This window comes from Nostoc sp. (assembly GCF_036916735.1).
In the GTDB taxonomy this organism is placed as follows: Bacteria; Cyanobacteriota; Cyanobacteriia; order Cyanobacteriales; family Nostocaceae; genus Nostoc.
Genome location: NZ_JBALFV010000009.1, coordinates 1 through 20,758 on the forward strand (window position 1 = coordinate 1; position 20,758 = coordinate 20,758).

Sequence of the window (20,758 nt, forward strand, 5' to 3'; positions counted from 1 at the left end):
CATTAGCCTGAACAATTTGGCAGAACTCTACTGTTCTATAGGACGCTACAACGAAGCTGAACCTTTGTTTCAACAAGCTTTGGAACTGAGAAAACGCCTACTAGGAGACAATCATCACAATGTCGCGACTAGCTTGAATAATCTAGCATTACTCTACTGTTCTACAAAACGTTACAGCGAAGCCAAACTCCTGTTTGAGGAAGCTTTGGCAATTTGTGAACGTACTTTAGGTATAGGTCATCCCAATACAATGAGGGTAAGGCATAATTTTGCCTGGTTTTTAAGAGAAGCATACCGCTAATGATCGCCTCCCTTCGCTACGTGATCGCACCTTCCTCGCAAGACTACACCATAACCCTTCACTTGTGGAAATCTTTGCTCAACTGCAAGCAATAATTGATGCAACACAACAGTTGTAGTTTAAACTTTAGCAGCGATCGCCCATCAATTGTAACTTCAAAGGGCGATCGCTCTTTCTTCTCTCTTCCTTGGCGCCCTCTGCGCCTTTGCGGTTCGATTCTCATGCCCCCTCATATCCAAAGTACAGTGAAAAATAGAGCGATCGCATAGCCATTTTGAGTACAAAACTCGAAACTAGAGATTCAAAGCCTCAACTGTCAGCCTCAAAGGCTCAACGTTGAGGTTCAGAGGTTCAAGTGGCGATGTCTACGATGTCACTGAGCGGCTGGTGAGCGGAGTCGATGTCGAAGTGCGGGCTACGCCTACGCAGAATTCTTGCTCTGTGATATGATGAGTTAAATAGGCGGTTATAAACTGCACGCTAGTCGCTTCAAAGGGAAGAACCCCTGTACAGCGCTGGTTCATTTACACAGGTAAAACCTGTTGTAAAATTCTGATGACTGTGGCGGGCTAAGCCAACGCCGGAAGCCGACACTCAGACTTCTCTGTGCGAAGCTTAAAAAAGCTTGATTTTCATTAGCCCACGTTCGCGTGGCGTTCCGTTGGCGCACTTGTGCTGAGCATAGCCGAAGTAGCCTCTCGTAGAGAAGGAAAGGTAGACTTTATTTGTGTAGCTGCGAATTCTATTCGTCCTAGCTGTAAATTGACTACTTCTTTTTTTCCCTTGTTGGGCTTACCATTAGAGGCACTAAAGTTTTAACTAAACCCGTAATCGCCACAATCACACAGGCAATTCCCCCAATGAACAATGAAGTTAAAGTTGCCGCTGCGAGGATGATTTCAGTAGGACTGTATCTATCTCGTATCCAGGTAGATGGATTTTCTATCGATGTTGTAGAGGTGGGGATTAATTGCGAAGTTTGAGTGATTTGATTGGAGTTGACTGGAGTTGTTAAGGCAGTTTTCACGGCTCGAACTTCTTTTAAATGTTTCTATAAAAATGGTATTTATGCCAGAAGAATGAGGAAATTCCTTAGAAATCGAGAGAAAGTAGAAATTAAGTAGAATTAAAAATAAATCTTACAAGCTGTCTATGCAATGGGTTGATTTTCTCACCAATGAAGCTGCTACTCATAGCTTATCCCCAGAGCAAATGGCAGCTTTTGTAGAGCGTTTGAAGAATGAAAACTTAGGTAAGAGTCAGGTGAAACTTGCCAGTGAATTGAATATCGGTGTTGGTGTTTTCAAAAAGCTGATGACTAAGGTGTATAACAAGTTTGCTCAGAGTTATCCTGAGTTAGCGACTTCTAAGAGTCGGGGCAAACTAGAAAAGTTACGGGCTTGCCTGAGAGCAAAATATAATGGTAGGCAAGACTTCAGCGTGAGCGCTACTTCTCTACAAGAGGCTACTTCGGCTACGCTCAGCACAAGTGCGCCAACGACAACGCCCTTCTCTACTAGAGGCTGCGCCAACGACTACGCTCAGGACAAGCTCAGTACAAGTCAGTCGAACGCTGCCGACACCACAATTAAAGAAATTCATCAAAATATTCCCCCTGCTGTCCCATTTGAAAAATTTGTGGGACGTGAGGCAGAACTACAAAAACTGCACTCCTCATTACAAACATCTGGGCAAGTTGCCATTGTAGCTGGGGCGGGTATGGGTGGAGTTGGCAAAACTGAACTGGCTACTCAATACGCCAAACAGAATTTGCAGAATTATCAAGGTGGGGTTTGCTGGTTATCAGCACAGGGAATTGATGTCGGAATTCAGATTCTCAGATTTGCCCAATTGAAATTTAACCTCATAGCACCGGATGAGTGGGAATTAGCAGATAGGCTGAGATACTGCTGGCAAAATTGGCAACAAGGTGAAGTCCTGCTGGTGTTTGATGATGTCACTGACTACAAAACACAGGTTCAGCCTTATTTACCCCCAGAATCACCCCGGTTTAAAGTATTGCTGACAACGCGCCAGGAATTTGATAAAACTTTGCTGCAATTACCTTTGGATGTCCTCAAACCATTGGCGGCGATGAAATTATTAAAATCGCTGGTTGACAGAGAACGACTTAAAAGCCAGGCTTGGGTTGCCAGAAGAATTTGTAAATTCTTGGGATATTTGCCTTTGGCGTTAGAGTTAGTGGGGCAATATCTGGATACAATACCAGATTTGTCTCTAGAAACACTGCTAAAGCGGCTAGAGAAAAAGCGACTGGAACACGAAGCAGCAGCCAAGGCTAACCCATTGATGCATTATGAATACGGCGTTGCTGAAGCTTTTGCATTGAGTTGGGAACAGTTAGATGAGAAAGCACAAGGCTTAGGCTGTTGGCTGAGTTTGTATGCCTTGACTGACATTCCCTTATTTGTTGAAGCGATAGAAAATGACGATGAACAAGAATTCTGGGATAAAGCTATAGCCCAGTTGCAAAAACTGCATTTAATACAATGGCTGGCTAAAGGAATTTATCGTTTACATCCACTGATTCGGCAATTTTTCCAAATGAAGTTGAATGAGTCAAGTGAGGTAGATAATGTAAAAACTGCTTTTGTAGCGCTGCTGGTAGAAGTGGCAAAGCAAATTCCTCAACAGCTTAACCGTGAAGATATTTTCAATCTCACTTCCGCTATCCCCCACATTGCAGAAATTGCAACCCATCTATCCGAGTATCTCAGTAACGAAGATTTAATTTGCCCTTTCACAGGCTTAGGCTGGTTTTATCAAGCTCAAGGACTTTATCAGCAAGCAGAACCTTGGTACAAACTATGTCAAGAGGTAGCTGAAAATCGTCTTGGGTTAGAACATCCCGATGTCGCCACTAGCTTGAACAATCTCGCAGAACTCTATCATTCTATAGGACGGTACAGCGAAGCCCAAGCCCTGTATCAGCAAGCTTTAGAACTGAGAAAACGCTTACTGGGAGACAAGCACCTCGATGTCGTTACTAGCCTGACCAATCTCGCAGGACTTTACAAATCTACGAGACTCTACAGCAAAGCTAAACCCTTGTTTGAGCAAGCTTTGGAATTAAGCAAACGCTTACTAGGAGACAACCATCCCCTTGTCGTCACTAGCCTGAACAATCTCGCAGCACTCTATTATTCTATAGGACAATACAGTGAAGCCGAACCCCTGTATCAGCAAGCTTTGTCACTGAGAAAACGCTTACTGGGAGACAACCATCTCGATGTCGCTACTAGCCTAAACAATCTCGCAATACTCTATGAATCTACAGGACGTTACAGGGAAGCTGAACCCCTGTATCAGCAAGCTTTAGAATTGAGAAAACGCTTATTGGGAGACAACCATCTTGATGTCGCCACTAGCTTAAATAATCTCGCAGAACTTTACCGTTTTACAGAACGCTACAGCGAAGCCGAACCTCTGTATCGGCAAGCTTTAGAATTGAGAAAACGCTTGCTAAAAGACAACCACCCCGATGTCGCCACTAGCCTGAACAATCTTGCAGAACTCTACCGTTTTGCAGAACGCTACAGCGAAGCCGAACCTCTGTATGAACAAGCTTTAGAATTAAGAAAACGCTTACTAAAAGACAACCATCCTGATGTCGCTACTAGCCTGAACAATCTCGCATTACTCTACGGTTCTACAGAACGCTACAGCGAAGCCGAACCTCTGTATGAGCAAGCTTTAGAATTGAGAAAACGCTTACTGGGAGACAACCATCATCATGTCGCCAATAGTCTGAATAATCTGGCATTACTCTACAAATTTACAGGACGCTACAACGAAGCCAAACCCTTGTTTGAGCAAGCTTTGGCGATTTGTGAGCAGGCTTTAGGTGTAGGTCATCCCAATACAATGACAATAAGGGGAAATTATGCAATCTTTTTAAGAGAAATATATCGTTAGCGAACGCCTCCGGCAAGCTACGCGATGTCCACGACAGGCTATTGGGCGTCGCACCCTTTCTCAAAAAACTATACCATAACCCTTCACTTGTAGAAATCTTTGCCCAACTGCAAGCAAAAATTGATACCACACAACAGTTGTATTTCAAATTTTAGCAGCGATCGCCCATCAATTCTAACTTCAAATAGCGATACCTTCTCTACCAGACGCTACGCGTAGCTTGCTTCTCCGTAGGAGTACGGTAAGCTTCTCTACTAGACGCTTCGCGAACGCTAACGCTCCCTGTTATCTATTTCTTGGCGCTCTTAGTGTTTTTCTCTAGCAGACGCTGCGGGTTCGCGTAGCGTTCCGTTGGCGCACTTGTGCTGAGCGTAGCCGAAGTAGCCTCTCGTAGAGAAGGAAAGGCGGTTCAATTCTCAAACTTGAAACTTGAAGTTCACAGACTCAAGTGGCAATCCCTAACGGCAAGCCATTGCTCTTAAATATTTCTATACAAATGTTATTTCTCTCGCGAACAGAAAAATTTTCCAAATAGAGACAAAGTATAATTAAAGATAAAAATTATAAACGGTTTATGCAATGGGCTAATTTTCTAGCCAAAGAAGCTGCTACTTATGGCTTATCTCTAGAGCAAACAGCAGCTTTTCTAAAGTATTTTAATAATGAAAATTTAGATAAAAGTGAAACTAAACTTGTTAGCGAATTAAATGTTGATGTTGCTGCTTTCAGAAACTGGATGAGCGAGATATATGACAAGTTTGCTCACAGTTCTGCTGAGTTAGTTATTTATAACAATCAAGACAAACTAGAAAAGTTACAAGCTTACCTGAGGGCGAAATATAATAGCAAATTGGATGTCCTCAAACCATTGGCGGCGATGAAATTATTAAAAACGCTGGTGGTTCGGGAACGACTGCAACAAGAACCTTGGGTTGCGAGAAGAATTTGTAAATTTTTGGGATATTCATCTTTAGCGTTAGAGTTAGTAGGGCAATATCTGGATAAAATACCAGATTTGTCTCTGGAAACACTACTGAAGCGGCTAGAGAAAAAGCGAGTGGAAGATGAAACAGTAGTCAATGCTAACTCATTGATGTCTTATAAATACGGTGTAGCTGAAGCTTTTGAATTAAGTTGGGAACAGTTGGATGAAAATGCACAAAGCTTTGGTTGTTTGCTAAGTTTGTGTGCCTTAGCTGACATTCCCCTATCTGTTGAGACGATAAAAGATAACAAAAAACAAGAACTTTGGCAGAAAGCCATAGCCGATTTAGTAGAATTGCATTTGCTACAACAAAAAAGTAAAGAAATTTATCATCTAAATCTTCTCATTTGGCAACTTTTTCAAATGAAATTGGATAAGTCAAATGAGGCGGATGAAGCAAAAACTAACTTTGCAGCGATGATGTTAGAGGTAGCAAAGCTAATTCCGCAACAGCCTAAGCCTGAAGATATTCTCAACCTCACTCCACATATCCCGCACATTATAGAAGTTGCAACTCACCTATCCCAGTATGTGGACGATGAAAATCTTATCACTCTGTTTACCAAATTAGCCTGGTTTTATCAAGGTCAAGGACTTCATCAGCAAGCAGAATATTGGTTGCAGCAGTGTGTAGAAGTGACTCAAAATCGTCTTGGTTTAGAACATACTGATGTCGCTGCTAGTTTAAACAATTTAGCAGGATTTTATAAATCTACAGGACGTTACAGCGAAGCTGAACCTTTGTATCAACAGGCTTTAAAACTTAGAAAACGCCTGCTGGGAGAGAACCATCTTGATGTTGCCACTAGCTTGAATAATTTAGCACAACTTTACAATTATACAGAACGTTACAGCGAAGCCGAACCTCTGTATCAACAAGTTTTAAAACTGAGAAAACGGCTGCTGGGAGAAGAACATACTGATGTTGCCACTACCTTAAGCTATTTAGCGTTACTCTATGAATCTATAGGAAGCTATAGCAAAGCCGAACCTTTGTATCAGCAAGTTTTGAAATTGTGGAAACGCCTAGTGGGAGAAGAACATCCCCATGTCGCCACTACCCTAAACAATTTAGCAGCATTGTATTGTTATACAGGACGTTATAGCAAAGCTGAACCCTTGCTTAAAAAAGCTTTAGAACTGAGAAGACGCTTGCTGGGAGAGAACCATCTTGATGTCGCCACTAGTCTGAATAATTTAGCACAACTTTACGAATCTACAGAACGCTACAGCAAAGCCGAACTTTTGTATCAAGAAGCTTTAGAAGTGAGTAAACGCTTGCTAGGAGATAATCATCCTGATGTCGCCATTAGTCTGAATAATCTCGCAGCACTTTACCGTAATACAAGACGCTACAGGAAAGCCAAACCGTTATTTAAACAAGCTTTGAAAATTTGTGAACAAACTTTAGGTATAAGTCATCCTACTACTATGACAATTCGAGCAAATTATGCAAACTTTTTAAGAGAAGCTTATCATTAGCGATCACTGCACCTAATTCATAATTCGTAATTCGTAATGGGCTACGCCCCGCTACGCTAACGTAATTCGTGAAAATTTATCGTAAATCAAAGGGTTTAAGACCCCTAAGTCTACACTTAGCGCAAAGTCTGAGCCACTCCGCCTTCGGGCATTTTCAGTCGGGGTTTAAATCCCCGTCTGAAAATATCTTAAATTTTGAATTTTGAATACTTCGGCTACGCTCAGTACAAGTTTTGAATTTTGAATTGTTAACCCCCTCTCCAGCAGAGAAGAAGGGGATAAATTCTACTTACATCCTAAAGATTGGCGAGTATTTACACCAGTTTTAGAATTAACACCACTTGCCTTAACACAAAGTTTTTTGATTTGCGTTCCATCTAAAATTGCATTCGTAAAATCAGCACCTGTGACATTTACATCATCAAAAATAGAACGCAGCATCATGGCATCAGTCAATACAGCATCACTTAAATCAGCATCCTTAAACTTTGTTAGATAGGCTATGCCTTCACTAAAATCAGCACCATGCAGATTTACTCCTTCCAGCAGAGTACCGTTAAACACGCCACCACGTAAGTCAGCATTGCTAAAATTAGCATTCTCTAATTTGAGATTGGTAAACTCATTGCCAACTAAACTTTGACCAGAGTAATCCTTGCCCTTGAGTTCATCATTACCCACAGAACGGGTAATACTAGAAGAACTTGCAGCTTGTGCCGATAGGGGAAAGCAAAAAAGAACCATCGCTAAGATAAAGCTAGCTAACAGTCGCCAATATTTCATAATGTCTCTTAATAAATCTCAACACTTCTACCATTAACTATTAAAGCTTACAGAAGGGGACAAAGGAGATGAGGGAGCAGAGAGAGCAGGGGGAGCAGGGAGGCAAGGGTACAAGGTGACAAGAGGTGAGAACTTGCAACAAGTCTTTCCCCTTGTCCCCTTGTCCTCTTCCCATGCCCCATTCCCAAATTCAATACATAAGACTGTCAAACCAGAAAGCATCTCGTAGGATTATAGATGTTGAGGTGCGAAAATTACCTGTGGCTAATCAAGAAGACAACGCCCAATCTCTGGCACGAACCCTTTTATATCAAGTAGGTGTAGAACTTAAAGCACGCTTTACCAGCTTTGGCGGTTGGGAAATGCCTGTGCAATTTAGTGGCATTAGCCGCGAACATGAAGCTGTAAGAAATACAGCCGGAATGTTCGATATTTCCCACATGGGCAAATTTACCCTCCAAGGTAAAAATCTCATTTCCCAACTCCAGACTCTAGTGCCTTCAGACTTGAGTCGTTTGCAACCCGGTCAAGCGCAATATACTGTATTGTTAAATCCCCAAGCCGGAATTATTGACGATATCATTGTTTATTACCAAGGTGAAAACGCCATTGGTATACAGAGGGCATTCATTATCGTCAATGCGGCAACCTCTGGTAAAGATAAAGCATGGCTATTGCAACACCTTGACTCAGATAAAGTACAATTCCAAGACCTTTCACTAGATAAAGCCTTAATTGCCGTGCAAGGGCCAAAAGCAATTAAATATCTCCAGCCCTTAGTGCAAGAAGACTTACAATCAATCAAAGCCTTCGGACATTTAGAAGCAACCCTACTAGGAAAACCTGCCTTCCTGGCCCGCACAGGTTACACCGGAGAAGATGGTTTTGAGGTAATGGTAGATCCAGATGTGGGGGTAGAATTGTGGTTAAGTCTCTATAATGCTGGTGTTATTCCCTGTGGACTCGGAGCCAGAGACACTCTGCGGCTAGAAGCGGCGATGGCACTTTACGGACAAGATATCGATGACACCACCACACCCTTAGAAGCAGGTTTGGGGTGGCTAGTTCATTTAGATACCAAAGGCGAATTTATTGGTCGAGAAGTTTTAGCACAGCAAAAAGCTACTGGAGTCCAGCGCCGATTGGTGGGTTTACAAACCCAAGGACGCAACATTGCCCGTCACGGCTATCAAGTGTTATCAGTAGGTAAAGTTGTGGGAGAAATTTCCAGTGGCACTTTGTCGCCTACACTTGGTTATCCCATTGCCTTAGCTTACGTTCCTACCCAATTAGCAACCATCGGTCAACAGCTAGAAGTCGAAATTCGCGGCAAAGCTTACCCAGGAGTTGTAGTTAAACGTCCTTTTTATCGTTCAAAAAATCGTGTCGCCAACTGATAGACGTCGAGGTTTTTGAGGAATAATGTGTTGTGAGTTAGTCCATCTACGGTAAGCTTCATTACCAGATATGGTTTCGATGACTGTAGGGACAATAATTTTTTTGATAAGGGAGAGGAAGTGATATGTCTTTTGAATATCCTCAAGATTTCAGATACCTGGATTCTCATGAATACGTGCGAATAGATGGTGAAATTGCCACCATAGGTATTACTGAATTTGCTGTACATGAATTGGGCGATATCGTCTTTTTAGAACTGCCAGAAGTTGGCGACGCTCTTACTAGGGGAGAAAACTTTGGCACAATTGAATCAGTGAAAGCCGTTGAAGAACTGAATTCACCAGTCACAGGAACAGTTATAGAACGCAATGAAACTTTAATTAATTCTCCTGAAGACGTGTCAGAGGACCCTTACGGAGAAGGGTGGTTTTTAAAAGTGCGCGTCAATGACCCTGATGAAGTTGAGGATGCCTTGACAGCAGATGAGTATCGCGCCCAGGTGGAAGGGGAGTAGGGAGTAGGGAATGAGGGATGAGGGGCAGTTCGGATAAGCAGGGGAGGCGGGGAAGAAAGAGGGTTATATTTCAATAATTCTTCTGTTTCCCTGCTTCTCTTCTCCCCCTGCTTCTCATCTCTCCAATCTCCGACTCTACCCGAAGATAAATCATGAAATTTAGATGAATTGAAAAGTTATACCCACTTATCATGAGTATTTATTGCAAAATATGAAATAGTATCATCTGGAGAGTAATTTGTGGTATTGAACGCCCCTATTCTCAAGTCTAATGAGCAGCAAGTGCTGGACAAAAAAAGTAAAAAGTTAAGTAGTTTTGTGCCAAGACACATTGGCCCTAACTCCGAGGATATCCAGCAAATGCTTGAGTTTCTGGGGTTTCCCACCCTAGATGCCCTAATCAACCAAACAGTCCCACAGGCGATTCGGCTGAACCAACCGTTAAAGTTACCAGAAGCCGAAAGTGAGTATGCAGCACTAACATCATTAAAAAAAGTTGCTGTCAAAAATCAGGTTTTCCGTTCATACATCGGTATGGGATATTACGACAGTATTACCCCACCTGTAATTGAGCGTAACATCCTAGAAAACCCCGGTTGGTATACTGCCTACACTCCTTATCAGCCAGAAATTGCCCAAGGGCGATTAGAAGCACTGCTAAATTTCCAAACCCTGATTATCGACCTTACAGGTTTAGAAATCGCCAATGCTTCGTTACTTGATGAAGCTACAGCCGCAGCTGAAGCGATGAGCCTAAGCTATAGTGTTTGTAAAAATCAGGCAAATGCCTATTTTGTCTCTAGTAATTGTCATCCCCAAACTATCGACGTGTTGCAAACACGCGCTAAACCATTAGGGATTAAGATTATTGTTGGCGATCATCAAACATTTGATTTTGATCAACCAATTTTTGGGGCTGTTCTGCAATACCCCGCTAGTGATGGCACAATTTACGACTACCGCGCTTTTATAGAAAAAGCCCATGCTAAGGGTGCATTGGTGACGGTAGCAGCAGATCCTTTAAGTTTAACTTTGCTTACGCCTCCTGGGGAATTTGGCGCTGATATTGCTGTAGGCAGCACCCAGCGCTTTGGTATTCCTTTGGGGTTTGGGGGGCCTCATGCGGCATACTTTGCTACGAAGGAAGAGTATAAGCGCCTGGTTCCAGGGCGAATTGTAGGAGTATCAAAAGATGCTCAAGGTAAGCCTGCATTACGCCTTGCCTTGCAGACCCGCGAACAGCACATCCGCCGCGAAAAAGCTACTAGTAATATTTGTACTGCACAGGTTTTACTAGCGGTAATGGCGAGTATGTACGCCGTCTATCATGGTCCAGATGGACTGAAGCAAATTGCTCAAAACATCCACTCTTTAACGGTGTTGCTGGCACAAGGACTGAAACGTTTGGGTTACAGCGTTGTTTCTGAATCTTTCTTTGATACGCTGCGAGTAGAAGTAGGAACAGACAATTTAAAAGATATTCTGGCAGCTAGCGAACAGTTTCAAATTAACCTGCGGGTTTTTGATGCAACTACTGTTGGTATTTCACTGGATGAAACAACTACACCAGAAGATTTAATCGACCTCTGGCAGATTTTTGCTGGTACAGATGATTTACCTTTTACCCTAGAAGAATTAACTTCTCCTTCTCTTCCCCATCTATCTCTCTCTCGTACCAGTACATATCTCACCCATCCTGTATTTAACCGCTATCATTCAGAAACTGAGTTGTTGCGCTATCTGCACAAACTTGAAAGCAAGGACTTGTCGCTAACAACATCAATGATTCCTTTGGGGTCATGCACAATGAAGTTGAATGCAACTGCTGAGATGATTCCGGTAACTTGGGAGGAATTTGGCAAGATTCACCCGTTTGCACCCGCATCGCAAACGCAAGGTTATCAAATCCTGTTTGAGCAACTTGAGGCATGGTTAGCTGAAATTACTGGTTTTGCGGGAATTTCTCTACAACCAAATGCTGGTTCTCAGGGCGAATACGCTGGACTTTTAGTGATTCGCCAATATCACGAAAGCCGTGGACAAAAACACCGTAATGTTTGTTTGATTCCCACTTCGGCACATGGGACAAATCCAGCCAGTGCGGTGATGTGCGGGATGAAGGTAGTGGCAGTTGCCTGTGACTCACAAGGTAATATTGACGTTGATGACCTAAAGGCTAAGGCAGAAAAACATACCAATGAACTAGCTGCCTTAATGGTGACATATCCCTCAACTCATGGTGTTTTTGAGGAGCCAATTCAGGAAATCTGTGCTGTTGTCCACAGTCACGGTGGACAAGTTTACATGGATGGGGCAAATATGAACGCCCAAGTGGGAATTTGCCGTCCTGGAGATATTGGCGCGGATGTCTGCCATTTAAACTTGCATAAAACCTTCTGTATTCCTCATGGTGGCGGTGGCCCTGGTATGGGGCCCATTGGGGTGGCCTCTCATCTTGTGCCTTTTCTTCCCGGACATCCTGTTGTGGGGAGTGGGGAAGAAATGCCTAATTCCCAACGTATTGGTGCTGTGGCGGCTGCGCCTTGGGGTAGTGCTAGTATTTTGGTGATTTCTTGGATGTACATCGCCATGATGGGTGCAGATGGTTTAACCGAAGCAACTAAGGTGGCGATTCTCAATGCTAATTACATCGCTAAGAGACTGGAATCGTACTATCCGGTTTTGTATCAGGGTAAAAATGGTCTAGTTGCCCATGAATGTATTTTAGATTTGCGATCGCTCAAAAAATCAGCTGCGATCGAAATCGATGATGTTGCCAAGCGTCTCATAGACTATGGTTTCCATGCGCCGACTGTCTCCTGGCCTGTAGGAGGTACAATCATGGTGGAACCTACAGAAAGTGAATCTAAACAAGAGTTAGATCGTTTCTGTGATGCTTTGATTTCTATTCGCCAAGAAATTGCCGAAATTGAATTAGGCAAGGTGGATGCTCAAGATAATGTTTTGAAGAACGCACCCCACACTGCTGAAAGTCTCATCACTGACGAATGGCATCATTCTTATTCTCGTGAACAAGCTGCCTACCCTGCATCTTGGACTCGTGAGTATAAATTCTGGCCGGCTGTTGGTCGCATTGATGCAGCCTTTGGTGATAGGAATTTTGTTTGTTCTTGTCTGCCAATGGATGCTTATTAAAATCAAGTGAGGAGTTAAAAGACGCGATTAATCGCGTCTGTACAGTTAGGAGTCTTAATTTCTAACTCCTCTAATTCTTCCTTTACAGATAAAGGCTGATACCCCAATGCAAAAGCTTGGGAACTATCTAAAGAAACATCTGCTGGTCTAGGCGCTGCCATTTTCACATCTTGTTGGCGGCAGGATTTGAGCTTGGTGGCAGGAAGTTGGAATACTTCAACTAATAGCAGCCCAAAATCATAACGCGAAATCCGCTCTGTTCCACCTAAGTGAATGATGCCGTTAACTTTTTCTAACGCTAATAAAAGTCCTTTGGCAGCAGTTGTTCCACTTACTGGGGTGCGAAATTCATCAATAAATAAATTTAGTTCTTTTTCTGCTTGTAAAGTTTGAATAAATGGCTGAATAAAGCTTTTCGCTGTGGGTGTTTCTGCACCAAACATTAACGGCATCCGACACACTGCTGTCATGGGATATCTTTCTATCATACCTGCTTCCGCCATGACTTTTTGCTCACCGTAAAGATTGACAGGACACACGGCATCTGTTTCTCGATAGGGAGCATTTAAACCATCAAAAACTAAGTCGGTTGAGGTAAAAGCACAAGGAATAGAATTATCTGCACAAAGTCCGGCAATATTGCAGGATACTATAACATTAATTGCGTGCGATTCTTCAGGGTGGATTTGACAAAAATTTGGTTGCGATTGGGCGGCTGTATGAATAACTGCTGTTGGTTTGATATCACTAAAGATATGCTGCAATTCTTGAAAATCTGTTAAGTTGACTTTTAGCATTTTGATGCCAGGAATCTCTAGACAATGAGAAAAATAAGTGCCATAAATTTCCCATTCTTGTTTTACAAGCTGGCAAAGATGCCACCCTAAAAAACCACTTGCTCCGGTGATTAACAATTTTTTCATGTTTAATTGGAAACCGCTCAAGAGAAAATTTTCTTGCTATAATAAGCTGACATTCTACACTGAGTACTGGTTACAAAATACTATTGCAGTAATTCCTGAAACTGCTTTGTATTACGCACTTTGCTAAAATCTGGGTCAGTTTTGGCTAATTTTTTATATTTATTAGGAACAAACTCGATTGCTTTATCTAAATTCTCAATTGTTAATTCGAGATTGCTTTGTAAAGCATAAGAGCAAGCTTTGTTGTAATATGCTTGGTGCAAATCTTGCTTGATGGCAATCGCTCTATTGTAAGACGCGATCGCATCTTGGTAGCGGTGTAGTTTTGTCAGAGCAATGCCTCGGTTGATTAAGGCTTCATACTTGTCGGGTTGGATAGCGAGCGCTTTGTCGTAAGATGCAATAGCATCTTTGTAGCGTTGCAACGATGTTAAGGCTATGCCACGATTATACCAGGCTTCATATTTGTCGGGTTGGATAGCGATCGCTCTATCGTAAGATGCGATCGCATCTTGGTAACGTTGCAACGATGTTAAGGCTATGCCACGGTTAATCCAAGCTTCAGGACTCTCAACTTTAATAGCGATCGCTTTGTCGTATGCTTTTATTGCATCTTCGTAATGTTGTCTATCTAATAAATTATTACCTTGAGCAAAGAAATCTTCTGCTTTTTGGGTAGTCTTCGCTTCTATCAAAAGCTGGGTTAAATTATTTTCTTGCACAACTTTTGTAGTATTTTCTATTGATGAGTTTGCCCCACCACTACAGCCAAATGCGAAGAAAACTATCAAGCCAGATGTAACCAAGCAGCGCCGAAAAACCATGCTGTACCTACAAAACTTATAAGATGATGTTAAAACTGTTTGTTTTCTGAGTATTATCAAAATACACTACTTTTTACCCATTAATTTCCTTTTATTCTATAAAATAACTTTCTTGATGATGCATATAAGCTTATCAAACTCAAGCGTATGTTACATTATCATATTAAATACACATAAAGCAATTGCTTAGAGCCTATTGCACTCAAAAAACAAGAATTTGTGTTGCTATAGCAATCCGTGCAGGAGTTACAAACAAAAAGATCCCCGACTTCTTGAACAAGCCGGGGATCTGAGCCTCTCGGTGGAGAGCGAATCAAATAGGAGTGCTATATATAGGTTGCTTCGGCGTAGCCTGCACTTCTCTCTGAGACGCTGCGCGTAGCTTGCTTCCACGAAGTGGTACGACATACTTCGACTGCTGTGGGTTAAATAATTAAGGATTAGTGATGTTTGTGCCTTGAATTAGGCATACATCTATTTTTGACCTTTACAAAAAGTCTATTAAATGTATGCCTTGGTGATAATATACTTTGTCTATGCAATGCTTAACTAATCCCAAACACTGACTCGACAGTTGACTTAATCGAATCGCGTGCATCTTTCAAAGTTTGGCTAATGGGATGTTTCGCCTGCAAAAATGCCCGCGCACAATTGCGTCCTGGCATTCCCGAAATTGAACCACCTGGATGAGTCCCTGCACCAGTCAAAAATAGATTATCAATTGGTGTTTTGTAATTGGCTATTTCTGGCAAGGGACGGAAAAATATCATCTGATCAAGAGTCATGTCAACATGATAATAATTACCTTTGTATGCACCTAATCTTTCTCCTAATTCGGCTGGACTTTCTACCCGACGGGCGATAGTTGCATCTTTGACATTGGGTGCATAGTCTGCTAATTTGTCAATCACCCTATCTGCAACTTTGTTTTTCAATTCATCTGTCCAACCAGTACCTTTTAAACCAGTACCTTCTGCACCAGCAATTTGATAAGGGGCAAAAAACTCAATCCATACAGTGTGCTTACCTGGTGGTGCTAATGTGGGATCTAAATAGCTAGGCATCACCAAATACATTGATGGGTCAGCATCAGGAATCTCTCCCAAAGTACATTTGCTATGAGCCTGTTCTACATGAGCTACAGAATCAGCAATCAAGATAGAACCAACAAGATATTCGTCTTTGTGAGCGTGGTGTGGAAAGCGCAATGGTTCGTCTAAAGCCAAATCTATTTTGAGGATGGTTTCGTTATTGTTAACGATGCGGCGTTCTAATCTTTCCCATAACTCTGGGTCGGCTGCATTAACATCGCTTTTTTCTGTCATTTGTAAGAACAACCGCTTGGCATCAATATTAGAGATAACCCCATGTTTAGCGCGATATTCTTTACCACCAGCAACCCGCACGCCTACAGCTTTTCCATCATCAACTAAAACTTTTTCAACATGCTGGTCTGTGAGAATAACGCCACCTTTACTTGTGACTAAATTCACCAAAGCTTGCACAAGTGCGCCTGTTCCCCCACGCGGTCTGGCCATCCCTGGATTATGACGCATTGCCATCATAATTGCACCAATGGCAAGGGTTTTTTGTGATGGCGGCGCACCAAGTTCTGCTGCTAGTCTAGCTAATGGTGCTTTTAGAAATTCTTCATCAAACCACTCATTAAGTAAATCTTCAGCGCTGGTTAACATCGTGCGAATGAAGTCCAGCGTTTTGTTAGGGGAACCAATAACTGAAACTAAATCTTTTATTTTGGTGATGTCGTAGTTACCAAGGATGTCTATAACAGATTTTGGCGGTGCATTAAACATGGGAATCATTGCACCTAACGCTCGCTGCCAAAAGTCTACAAATTCCGCGTATTTTTTGGCATCACGTTCATTGTAACGGGCGATTTCTGCACAAGTCTTTTCCACCGACTTATGTCCTAAGAAATACTTGCCATCAGGATGAGGACAGAAAACAACTGGATCGCACTCCAGATAATGCAAGCCGTATTTTTTTAGTTCTAATTCCTCAACAACTGGCCCCAAGTGAATAAATTCATGGTCAATAGCACACAAATTAAATTTAAATCCCGGAGCTTCTTGGGGTAAACATTCTTCAGTTGTTGCTGCACCACCTGGAACAGAACGCTTTTCTAGTAACAGAACGCTATAGCCAGCTTTCAGCAAATAAGCTGCACAAACTAGTCCATTGTGTCCAGCACCGATCAGCACAATATCATACTCTTGCATAATTGTAATTCTGAAATTAAGTATCTTTTAAAAGCTTATAAAACTTTTCAAAAATTTACATCATTCCCTAGTTACAAAAATTATCCTTAACTAATGTCAATACTACTAAAGAGATAGTTCAGTTAGTGATGATGGTATCTGCTTTACTTGAGTTTCTATCAAAAGTGTCAAACTACCCTTTTCTACTTTCATATCTTTAATCTTGAACGCCATATCTTCCCATTTCAAAGATGGTAATTTCATCAGTTCTTTGACTTTCTGCATTAATGCTGTAACTAATTCTACTGAAACACCTTCTCCCTCGGTGCAGTTAAAACTCTCCAGCATCGCGGGTTGTGAATGAGTCCGTGGACGAAGCACCGCAGTGTAGGCTAAAGGACGAGTATTTCCCTTTTCCTTTAACAGCAATCTTCCCCTACATTCAATTTTGCCTTCACCAGGTAAAAATACCTGAATTTTTTGCGGCTTAAAACTTACAATCTCGCCATCTACATCAAAATCAAAGTTTTGCATCTGGCTGTTAACATAGTCTGATGCCAAGGTGCGGTTCATATCCACTTCTGTGAGTACAATACGAGCAATGGCATTTACAGCCTCATTAAGTTCTATTTGACCAAAAAGAGCGCTGAAAGGATTGATGTCAATACTATCTGTTTGCAGTTTTATTTCCTGTATGCGAATGTCTTCTTGTATAACCAATCCTTCACCTGCAAACGAAACTCCATCCGCTTGTCCCTGAAGTATTTTGAATAAATCAGTTTGTACATTTATGTCTATTTTTTCTGCTTCATCTAACCCTTGGGATACCATCATTTCAGCGCCCTGAGATAGAACTTTTTCTTCTAAATTATGTTCGTCTTGCATGAGTTAGTATCTCCTAGATATTCTCTTACTACTTACTGTAAAGGCTAGATAATAACAAGCGAATCTACATTGCGATATATAATCAGAGGTTTGAGTAATCAAGTAAAAGATATTGTTTCTCTTTTAATTCTTGCCTTTTTGGTAACAACCATTTTTACACCACCGCTAGGGACAATCGTAATCCCACGACGGACTGGATGCACTGGACGTTTATCAGTAAGACTTAGTTGAAAATGCGATAAGATTATGGCTGTTACTAATTTTAATTCATACATAGAAAATGCGCCACCAATGCAACCGCGATAACTGCCACCAAAGGGTAAATATTCATAAGGGGAAAATTTTTGGTTGAGGAATCTTTCTGGACGAAACTTTTCTGGTTCTGGGTAAGTGTCCGTTCGGCGATGTGCTAAATAAATACAGGGAACTAAAACTGTTTCTGATGTAAATTTATGCCCCATAATTTCCACTCTATCTTTTACCATTCGCGGTGTGCAAATTAAAGCAATAGGATGAATTCGCAGTGTTTCTTGACAGACGGCGGTGAGGTAAGGTAATTGTGTAATTTTTTCAGGATTTGTGAGATCATCTAAAGTGTTTAGTTCTTGCATTAGCCGATGTTTAACCTCTGGGTGAGAGTGAATTAAATAAAATATCCAAGCTAATACACCAGATGTAGTTTCGTAACCCAATAGCAATAATGAAACTAGGTGATCGCGTAATTCCTCATCTGTCATTTGTTGCCCATTTATGTCACGCGTTGACATCAGCAGACTGAGAATATCTGTACGCACAGCATCTTTTTGGCTACGTCTTTCAGAAATTTCTGCATAGATGAGTTTGTCAATTTGCTCTCGTCTTTTTAAGAAAATTCCCCAAGGACTCCATGCACCTAAATCTTGTTGCAGCAAAGGAAAGAAAAACAAGCTAGAATACCAAGGTTTAGTTACGTCTTCTAACAAAGAACTCAATTTTTCTTTCAATTCTTGGTAACGCGCACCATGAGTAATACCAAATACCACTTGTAAGATAATTTCTAAAGTGATATCTAACATTAATTTGTGTATACAAATATCTATACCTAATGTCCAACTTTGTGTAAGCTCTTCAGTAATTTGGCAAATTGTTTGTCCATAAGAATTTAAATTTTCGCCATGAAATGCTGGGAGTAATAGCTGCCGTTGTTGTTGGTGCGATCGCCCTTCTTGAAATACCAGAGAATTCTCTCCAAACAAGGGTTTAAATATATGGGTTGCTTTCTTAAAATCTAACTTGTGTGCAGAGATGGCAAAACAATCGCTAATTGCTTGGGGATGGCTAAAAAATACTATTGGTGGCGACTTTAAACCCATTACTCGCATTGTGAAAATGCCACCATACTTGGCGGCATAATTTTCTAAAGTTTTTGTAGGTTTAGCAATTAATTGCAGAGTTTGCAGCAACGCTGGTGTGCTTAGACTATTAAGTGTTTCCATTGTTTATTCCATACCTTTATAATTTAATAAGCTACAAATAATCCAATCCGCTTGAGGTCAATCTTGATTATCTTTAACTTCCTTTCTAAAGAAGGAATTATCGCAAGCCTTTTTAATAGTTTGGCGGGATATTTGGGATTTAATGTACCACTAAGTTAACCATTCTGGCAAATCATTACTATTAAGTTTACAATAATATTTTTTATAATTTTTAGAGGAATTTATAGACAAAACTTATTTAAGTATATTGGAATATATCCCCCTAAAATTACGTCTTTCAGTAAGATTAAAATTTATTGTATTAGTGTGTATATTCAGCCTTGAAATTCATTTTTTACACTTGTAGTATATTAAAATCCCCCATAAACCTCCTTAAAAGAGGACTATGGGAGATTATTTAAAAGCATTGAAAATCTATCTAAATATATAGATAAATCTTGTTAGTTTGCTGAACGCAACAATCAGACCCCCCAGCATCAAACAGTGGTTGTCTGTAGAATGGGAGACTTCACCTGACGTTGACTCGTAACAACCATTTCAATCGGACGATCTGGGCCTGTCACCAAACCACGGCGTTTTGGTCGCACTTCACCTTTATTAACTAGTTCTAATTCTTTACTAGAAAGAATTTGAGCAAGTGCTAGCTTCATTTCCAACTGGGCAAATGCTAGACCAATACAACGTCTTGCACCACCGCCAAAGGGCAAATACTCATAGGCAGAAAATTGCCGTTCTAAAAAGCGTTCTGGCTTAAACTGCTTAGGTTCTGGGTAAATATCTTCCCTCTGATGAGTCAAATAAATAGAACCAAGTAGGACTGTACCCGGTTCTAGTTCGTAACCACCCAACGATAGGGGTGTTCTTACTACTTTTCTAGGAAAGGTAAGCATACCTACTGGGTAAATGCGTAATGTCTCGGAGCAAACAGCGTTGAGATAGGGTAACTTGAAAATGATGCTGGGATCTGGGTCATCGCCCAAGCTATCTAATTCTTGCAGTAGCTTTTGGCGCACTGATGGTAGTTTGTAAATCCAGTATAATGCCCATGCTAGGGCTGTAGCTGTGGTTTCATGACCGGCAGCTAACAGAGTCATCAATTCATCGCGCAACTCTTCATCAGTCATGGGTTGACCTACTTCATCTCTAGCAGCCATGAGTAAGCTGAGAATATCTGTGCCTGATGAATGTGGTTGTTCTCGACGTTCCCGAATTTCCTCATAGATGAGTTGGTCAGCTTCCTGCTGACGGCGGATATGTTTTCCCCAGAAGTTAATCGGACCAAAATCCCTTTGCAAAGTGGGGAAATAAAGCAAAGCCACAAGTAACCGAGAACTAGCCTTTTCTAAAAGCTCACCCAAAAATTGCTGTAGTTTTTCGGCGCGAGTCCCTTCATGTAGCCCAAACACAGCTTGCATAATCACCCGCAGGGTAATGGCTTGAGTAGCAGACCGAATATTGAAGGGTTTGCCTATCTGGTATTGGCTGATAACTTTCTGGGTAACATCGGTAATCACCTGGCTATAGTTTCGCATTCTTTCGCCGTGAAAGGGAGGCATTAACAACTGGCGTTGGCGCTGGTGTTCTGCGCCGCTGAGAGTAAATACAGAATGCTTCCCCACCAAAGATTCAAACACCTGATTCAAATCACCAGGCGCTTCCAATGCCTTGGTATCATTTGTCAAAATTTGCTGTAACGCTTGGGGGTTGCTGACCATTACCAAAGGAGGAAGATTTTTGTCTAACCTGATAGTAAAAATATCGCCATAACTTTTGGCACAAGTTTCCATAAATGACATCGGATTAGCAATCCAGCGCACCATCTGTGCAAGGGGTGAGATTTGCGGCCCATTTGGTAATTTCATAAATTTTTTTGCTAC

Annotated in this window: 15 protein-coding genes; 7 read left to right on the forward strand and 8 right to left on the reverse strand. The window is 41.5% G+C overall.

Translation table 11 applies throughout. From position 1 onward, the window contains the following. Together V7L20_RS02690 and V7L20_RS02695 are read left to right on the forward strand one after the other, a co-directional pair. On the forward strand, positions 1–301 hold a 301-nt coding region (locus V7L20_RS02690), incomplete at its 5' end, for a tetratricopeptide repeat protein (RefSeq protein WP_334742585.1). A 98-nt stretch (positions 302–399) separates the two neighbouring features. Continuing rightward, on the forward strand, positions 400–570 hold the full coding sequence (locus tag V7L20_RS02695; protein WP_334742586.1) for a hypothetical protein: 171 nt from the start codon (positions 400–402) through the stop codon (positions 568–570). A gap of 497 nt (positions 571–1,067) precedes the next feature. Here the strand turns inward: V7L20_RS02695 and V7L20_RS02700 are convergent, their stop codons facing one another. Continuing rightward, positions 1,068–1,328, reverse strand: coding sequence for a hypothetical protein (locus V7L20_RS02700; protein ID WP_334742587.1), 261 nt, complete (start codon positions 1,326–1,328; stop codon positions 1,068–1,070). A 125-nt stretch (positions 1,329–1,453) separates the two neighbouring features. On the opposite strand from V7L20_RS02700, the gene V7L20_RS02705 reads away from it, so the two are divergent. Further along, the gene (locus V7L20_RS02705) at positions 1,454–4,237 is read left to right on the forward strand and encodes a tetratricopeptide repeat protein (RefSeq protein WP_334742588.1); all 2,784 of its coding nucleotides are present in this window, start codon (positions 1,454–1,456) and stop codon (positions 4,235–4,237) included. Between the two features lie 574 nt (positions 4,238–4,811). Further along, positions 4,812–6,704 carry a tetratricopeptide repeat protein gene (locus V7L20_RS02710; RefSeq protein ID WP_334742589.1) on the forward strand — a complete coding sequence of 631 codons (1,893 nt, stop codon included), beginning with the start codon at positions 4,812–4,814 and terminating at the stop codon, positions 6,702–6,704. Positions 6,705–6,989: 285 nt separating this feature from the next. Here the strand turns inward: V7L20_RS02710 and V7L20_RS02715 are convergent, their stop codons facing one another. Further along, complete coding sequence (locus V7L20_RS02715; protein WP_334742590.1) at positions 6,990–7,487, reverse strand: pentapeptide repeat-containing protein; 498 nt, start codon at positions 7,485–7,487, stop codon at positions 6,990–6,992. 260 nt (positions 7,488–7,747) lie between these two features. On the opposite strand from V7L20_RS02715, the gene gcvT reads away from it, so the two are divergent. The 3 genes from gcvT to gcvP all read left to right on the forward strand — a co-directional run bounded on the left by gcvT (position 7,748) and on the right by gcvP (position 12,555). After that, positions 7,748–8,884, forward strand: a complete 1,137-nt coding sequence (gene gcvT / locus V7L20_RS02720; RefSeq protein WP_334742591.1) for a glycine cleavage system aminomethyltransferase GcvT — start codon at positions 7,748–7,750, stop codon at positions 8,882–8,884. A 125-nt stretch (positions 8,885–9,009) separates the two neighbouring features. Further along, on the forward strand, positions 9,010–9,399 hold the full coding sequence (gene gcvH, locus V7L20_RS02725; RefSeq protein ID WP_334742592.1) for a glycine cleavage system protein GcvH: 390 nt from the start codon (positions 9,010–9,012) through the stop codon (positions 9,397–9,399). 240 nt (positions 9,400–9,639) lie between these two features. Next, positions 9,640–12,555 carry an aminomethyl-transferring glycine dehydrogenase gene (gcvP, locus tag V7L20_RS02730; RefSeq protein WP_334742593.1) on the forward strand — a complete coding sequence of 972 codons (2,916 nt, stop codon included), beginning with the start codon at positions 9,640–9,642 and terminating at the stop codon, positions 12,553–12,555. 14 nt (positions 12,556–12,569) lie between these two features. On the opposite strand, the gene V7L20_RS02735 is transcribed toward gcvP, so the two are convergent. From V7L20_RS02735 to V7L20_RS02760, 6 genes are all read right to left on the reverse strand, one after another. Next, positions 12,570–13,478: an SDR family oxidoreductase gene (locus tag V7L20_RS02735; protein WP_334742594.1), complete on the reverse strand. Its 909-nt coding sequence runs from the start codon at positions 13,476–13,478 to the stop codon at positions 12,570–12,572. Between the two features lie 80 nt (positions 13,479–13,558). Next, on the reverse strand, positions 13,559–14,302 hold the full coding sequence (locus V7L20_RS02740) for a tetratricopeptide repeat protein (RefSeq protein WP_334742595.1): 744 nt from the start codon (positions 14,300–14,302) through the stop codon (positions 13,559–13,561). A gap of 545 nt (positions 14,303–14,847) precedes the next feature. Further along, positions 14,848–16,542, reverse strand: a complete 1,695-nt coding sequence (gene crtO / locus V7L20_RS02745) for a beta-carotene ketolase CrtO (RefSeq protein WP_334742596.1) — start codon at positions 16,540–16,542, stop codon at positions 14,848–14,850. 105 nt (positions 16,543–16,647) lie between these two features. Next, positions 16,648–17,406 (reverse strand): LmeA family phospholipid-binding protein, encoded by a 759-nt coding sequence (locus tag V7L20_RS02750; protein WP_334742597.1) that lies wholly within the window; start codon positions 17,404–17,406, stop codon positions 16,648–16,650. Positions 17,407–17,504: 98 nt separating this feature from the next. Then, positions 17,505–18,881: a cytochrome P450 gene (locus V7L20_RS02755; RefSeq protein ID WP_334742598.1), complete on the reverse strand. Its 1,377-nt coding sequence runs from the start codon at positions 18,879–18,881 to the stop codon at positions 17,505–17,507. A gap of 476 nt (positions 18,882–19,357) precedes the next feature. Then, the gene (locus V7L20_RS02760; protein WP_334742599.1) at positions 19,358–20,743 is read right to left on the reverse strand and encodes a cytochrome P450; all 1,386 of its coding nucleotides are present in this window, start codon (positions 20,741–20,743) and stop codon (positions 19,358–19,360) included. Between the last annotated feature and the right edge of the window lie 15 nt (positions 20,744–20,758).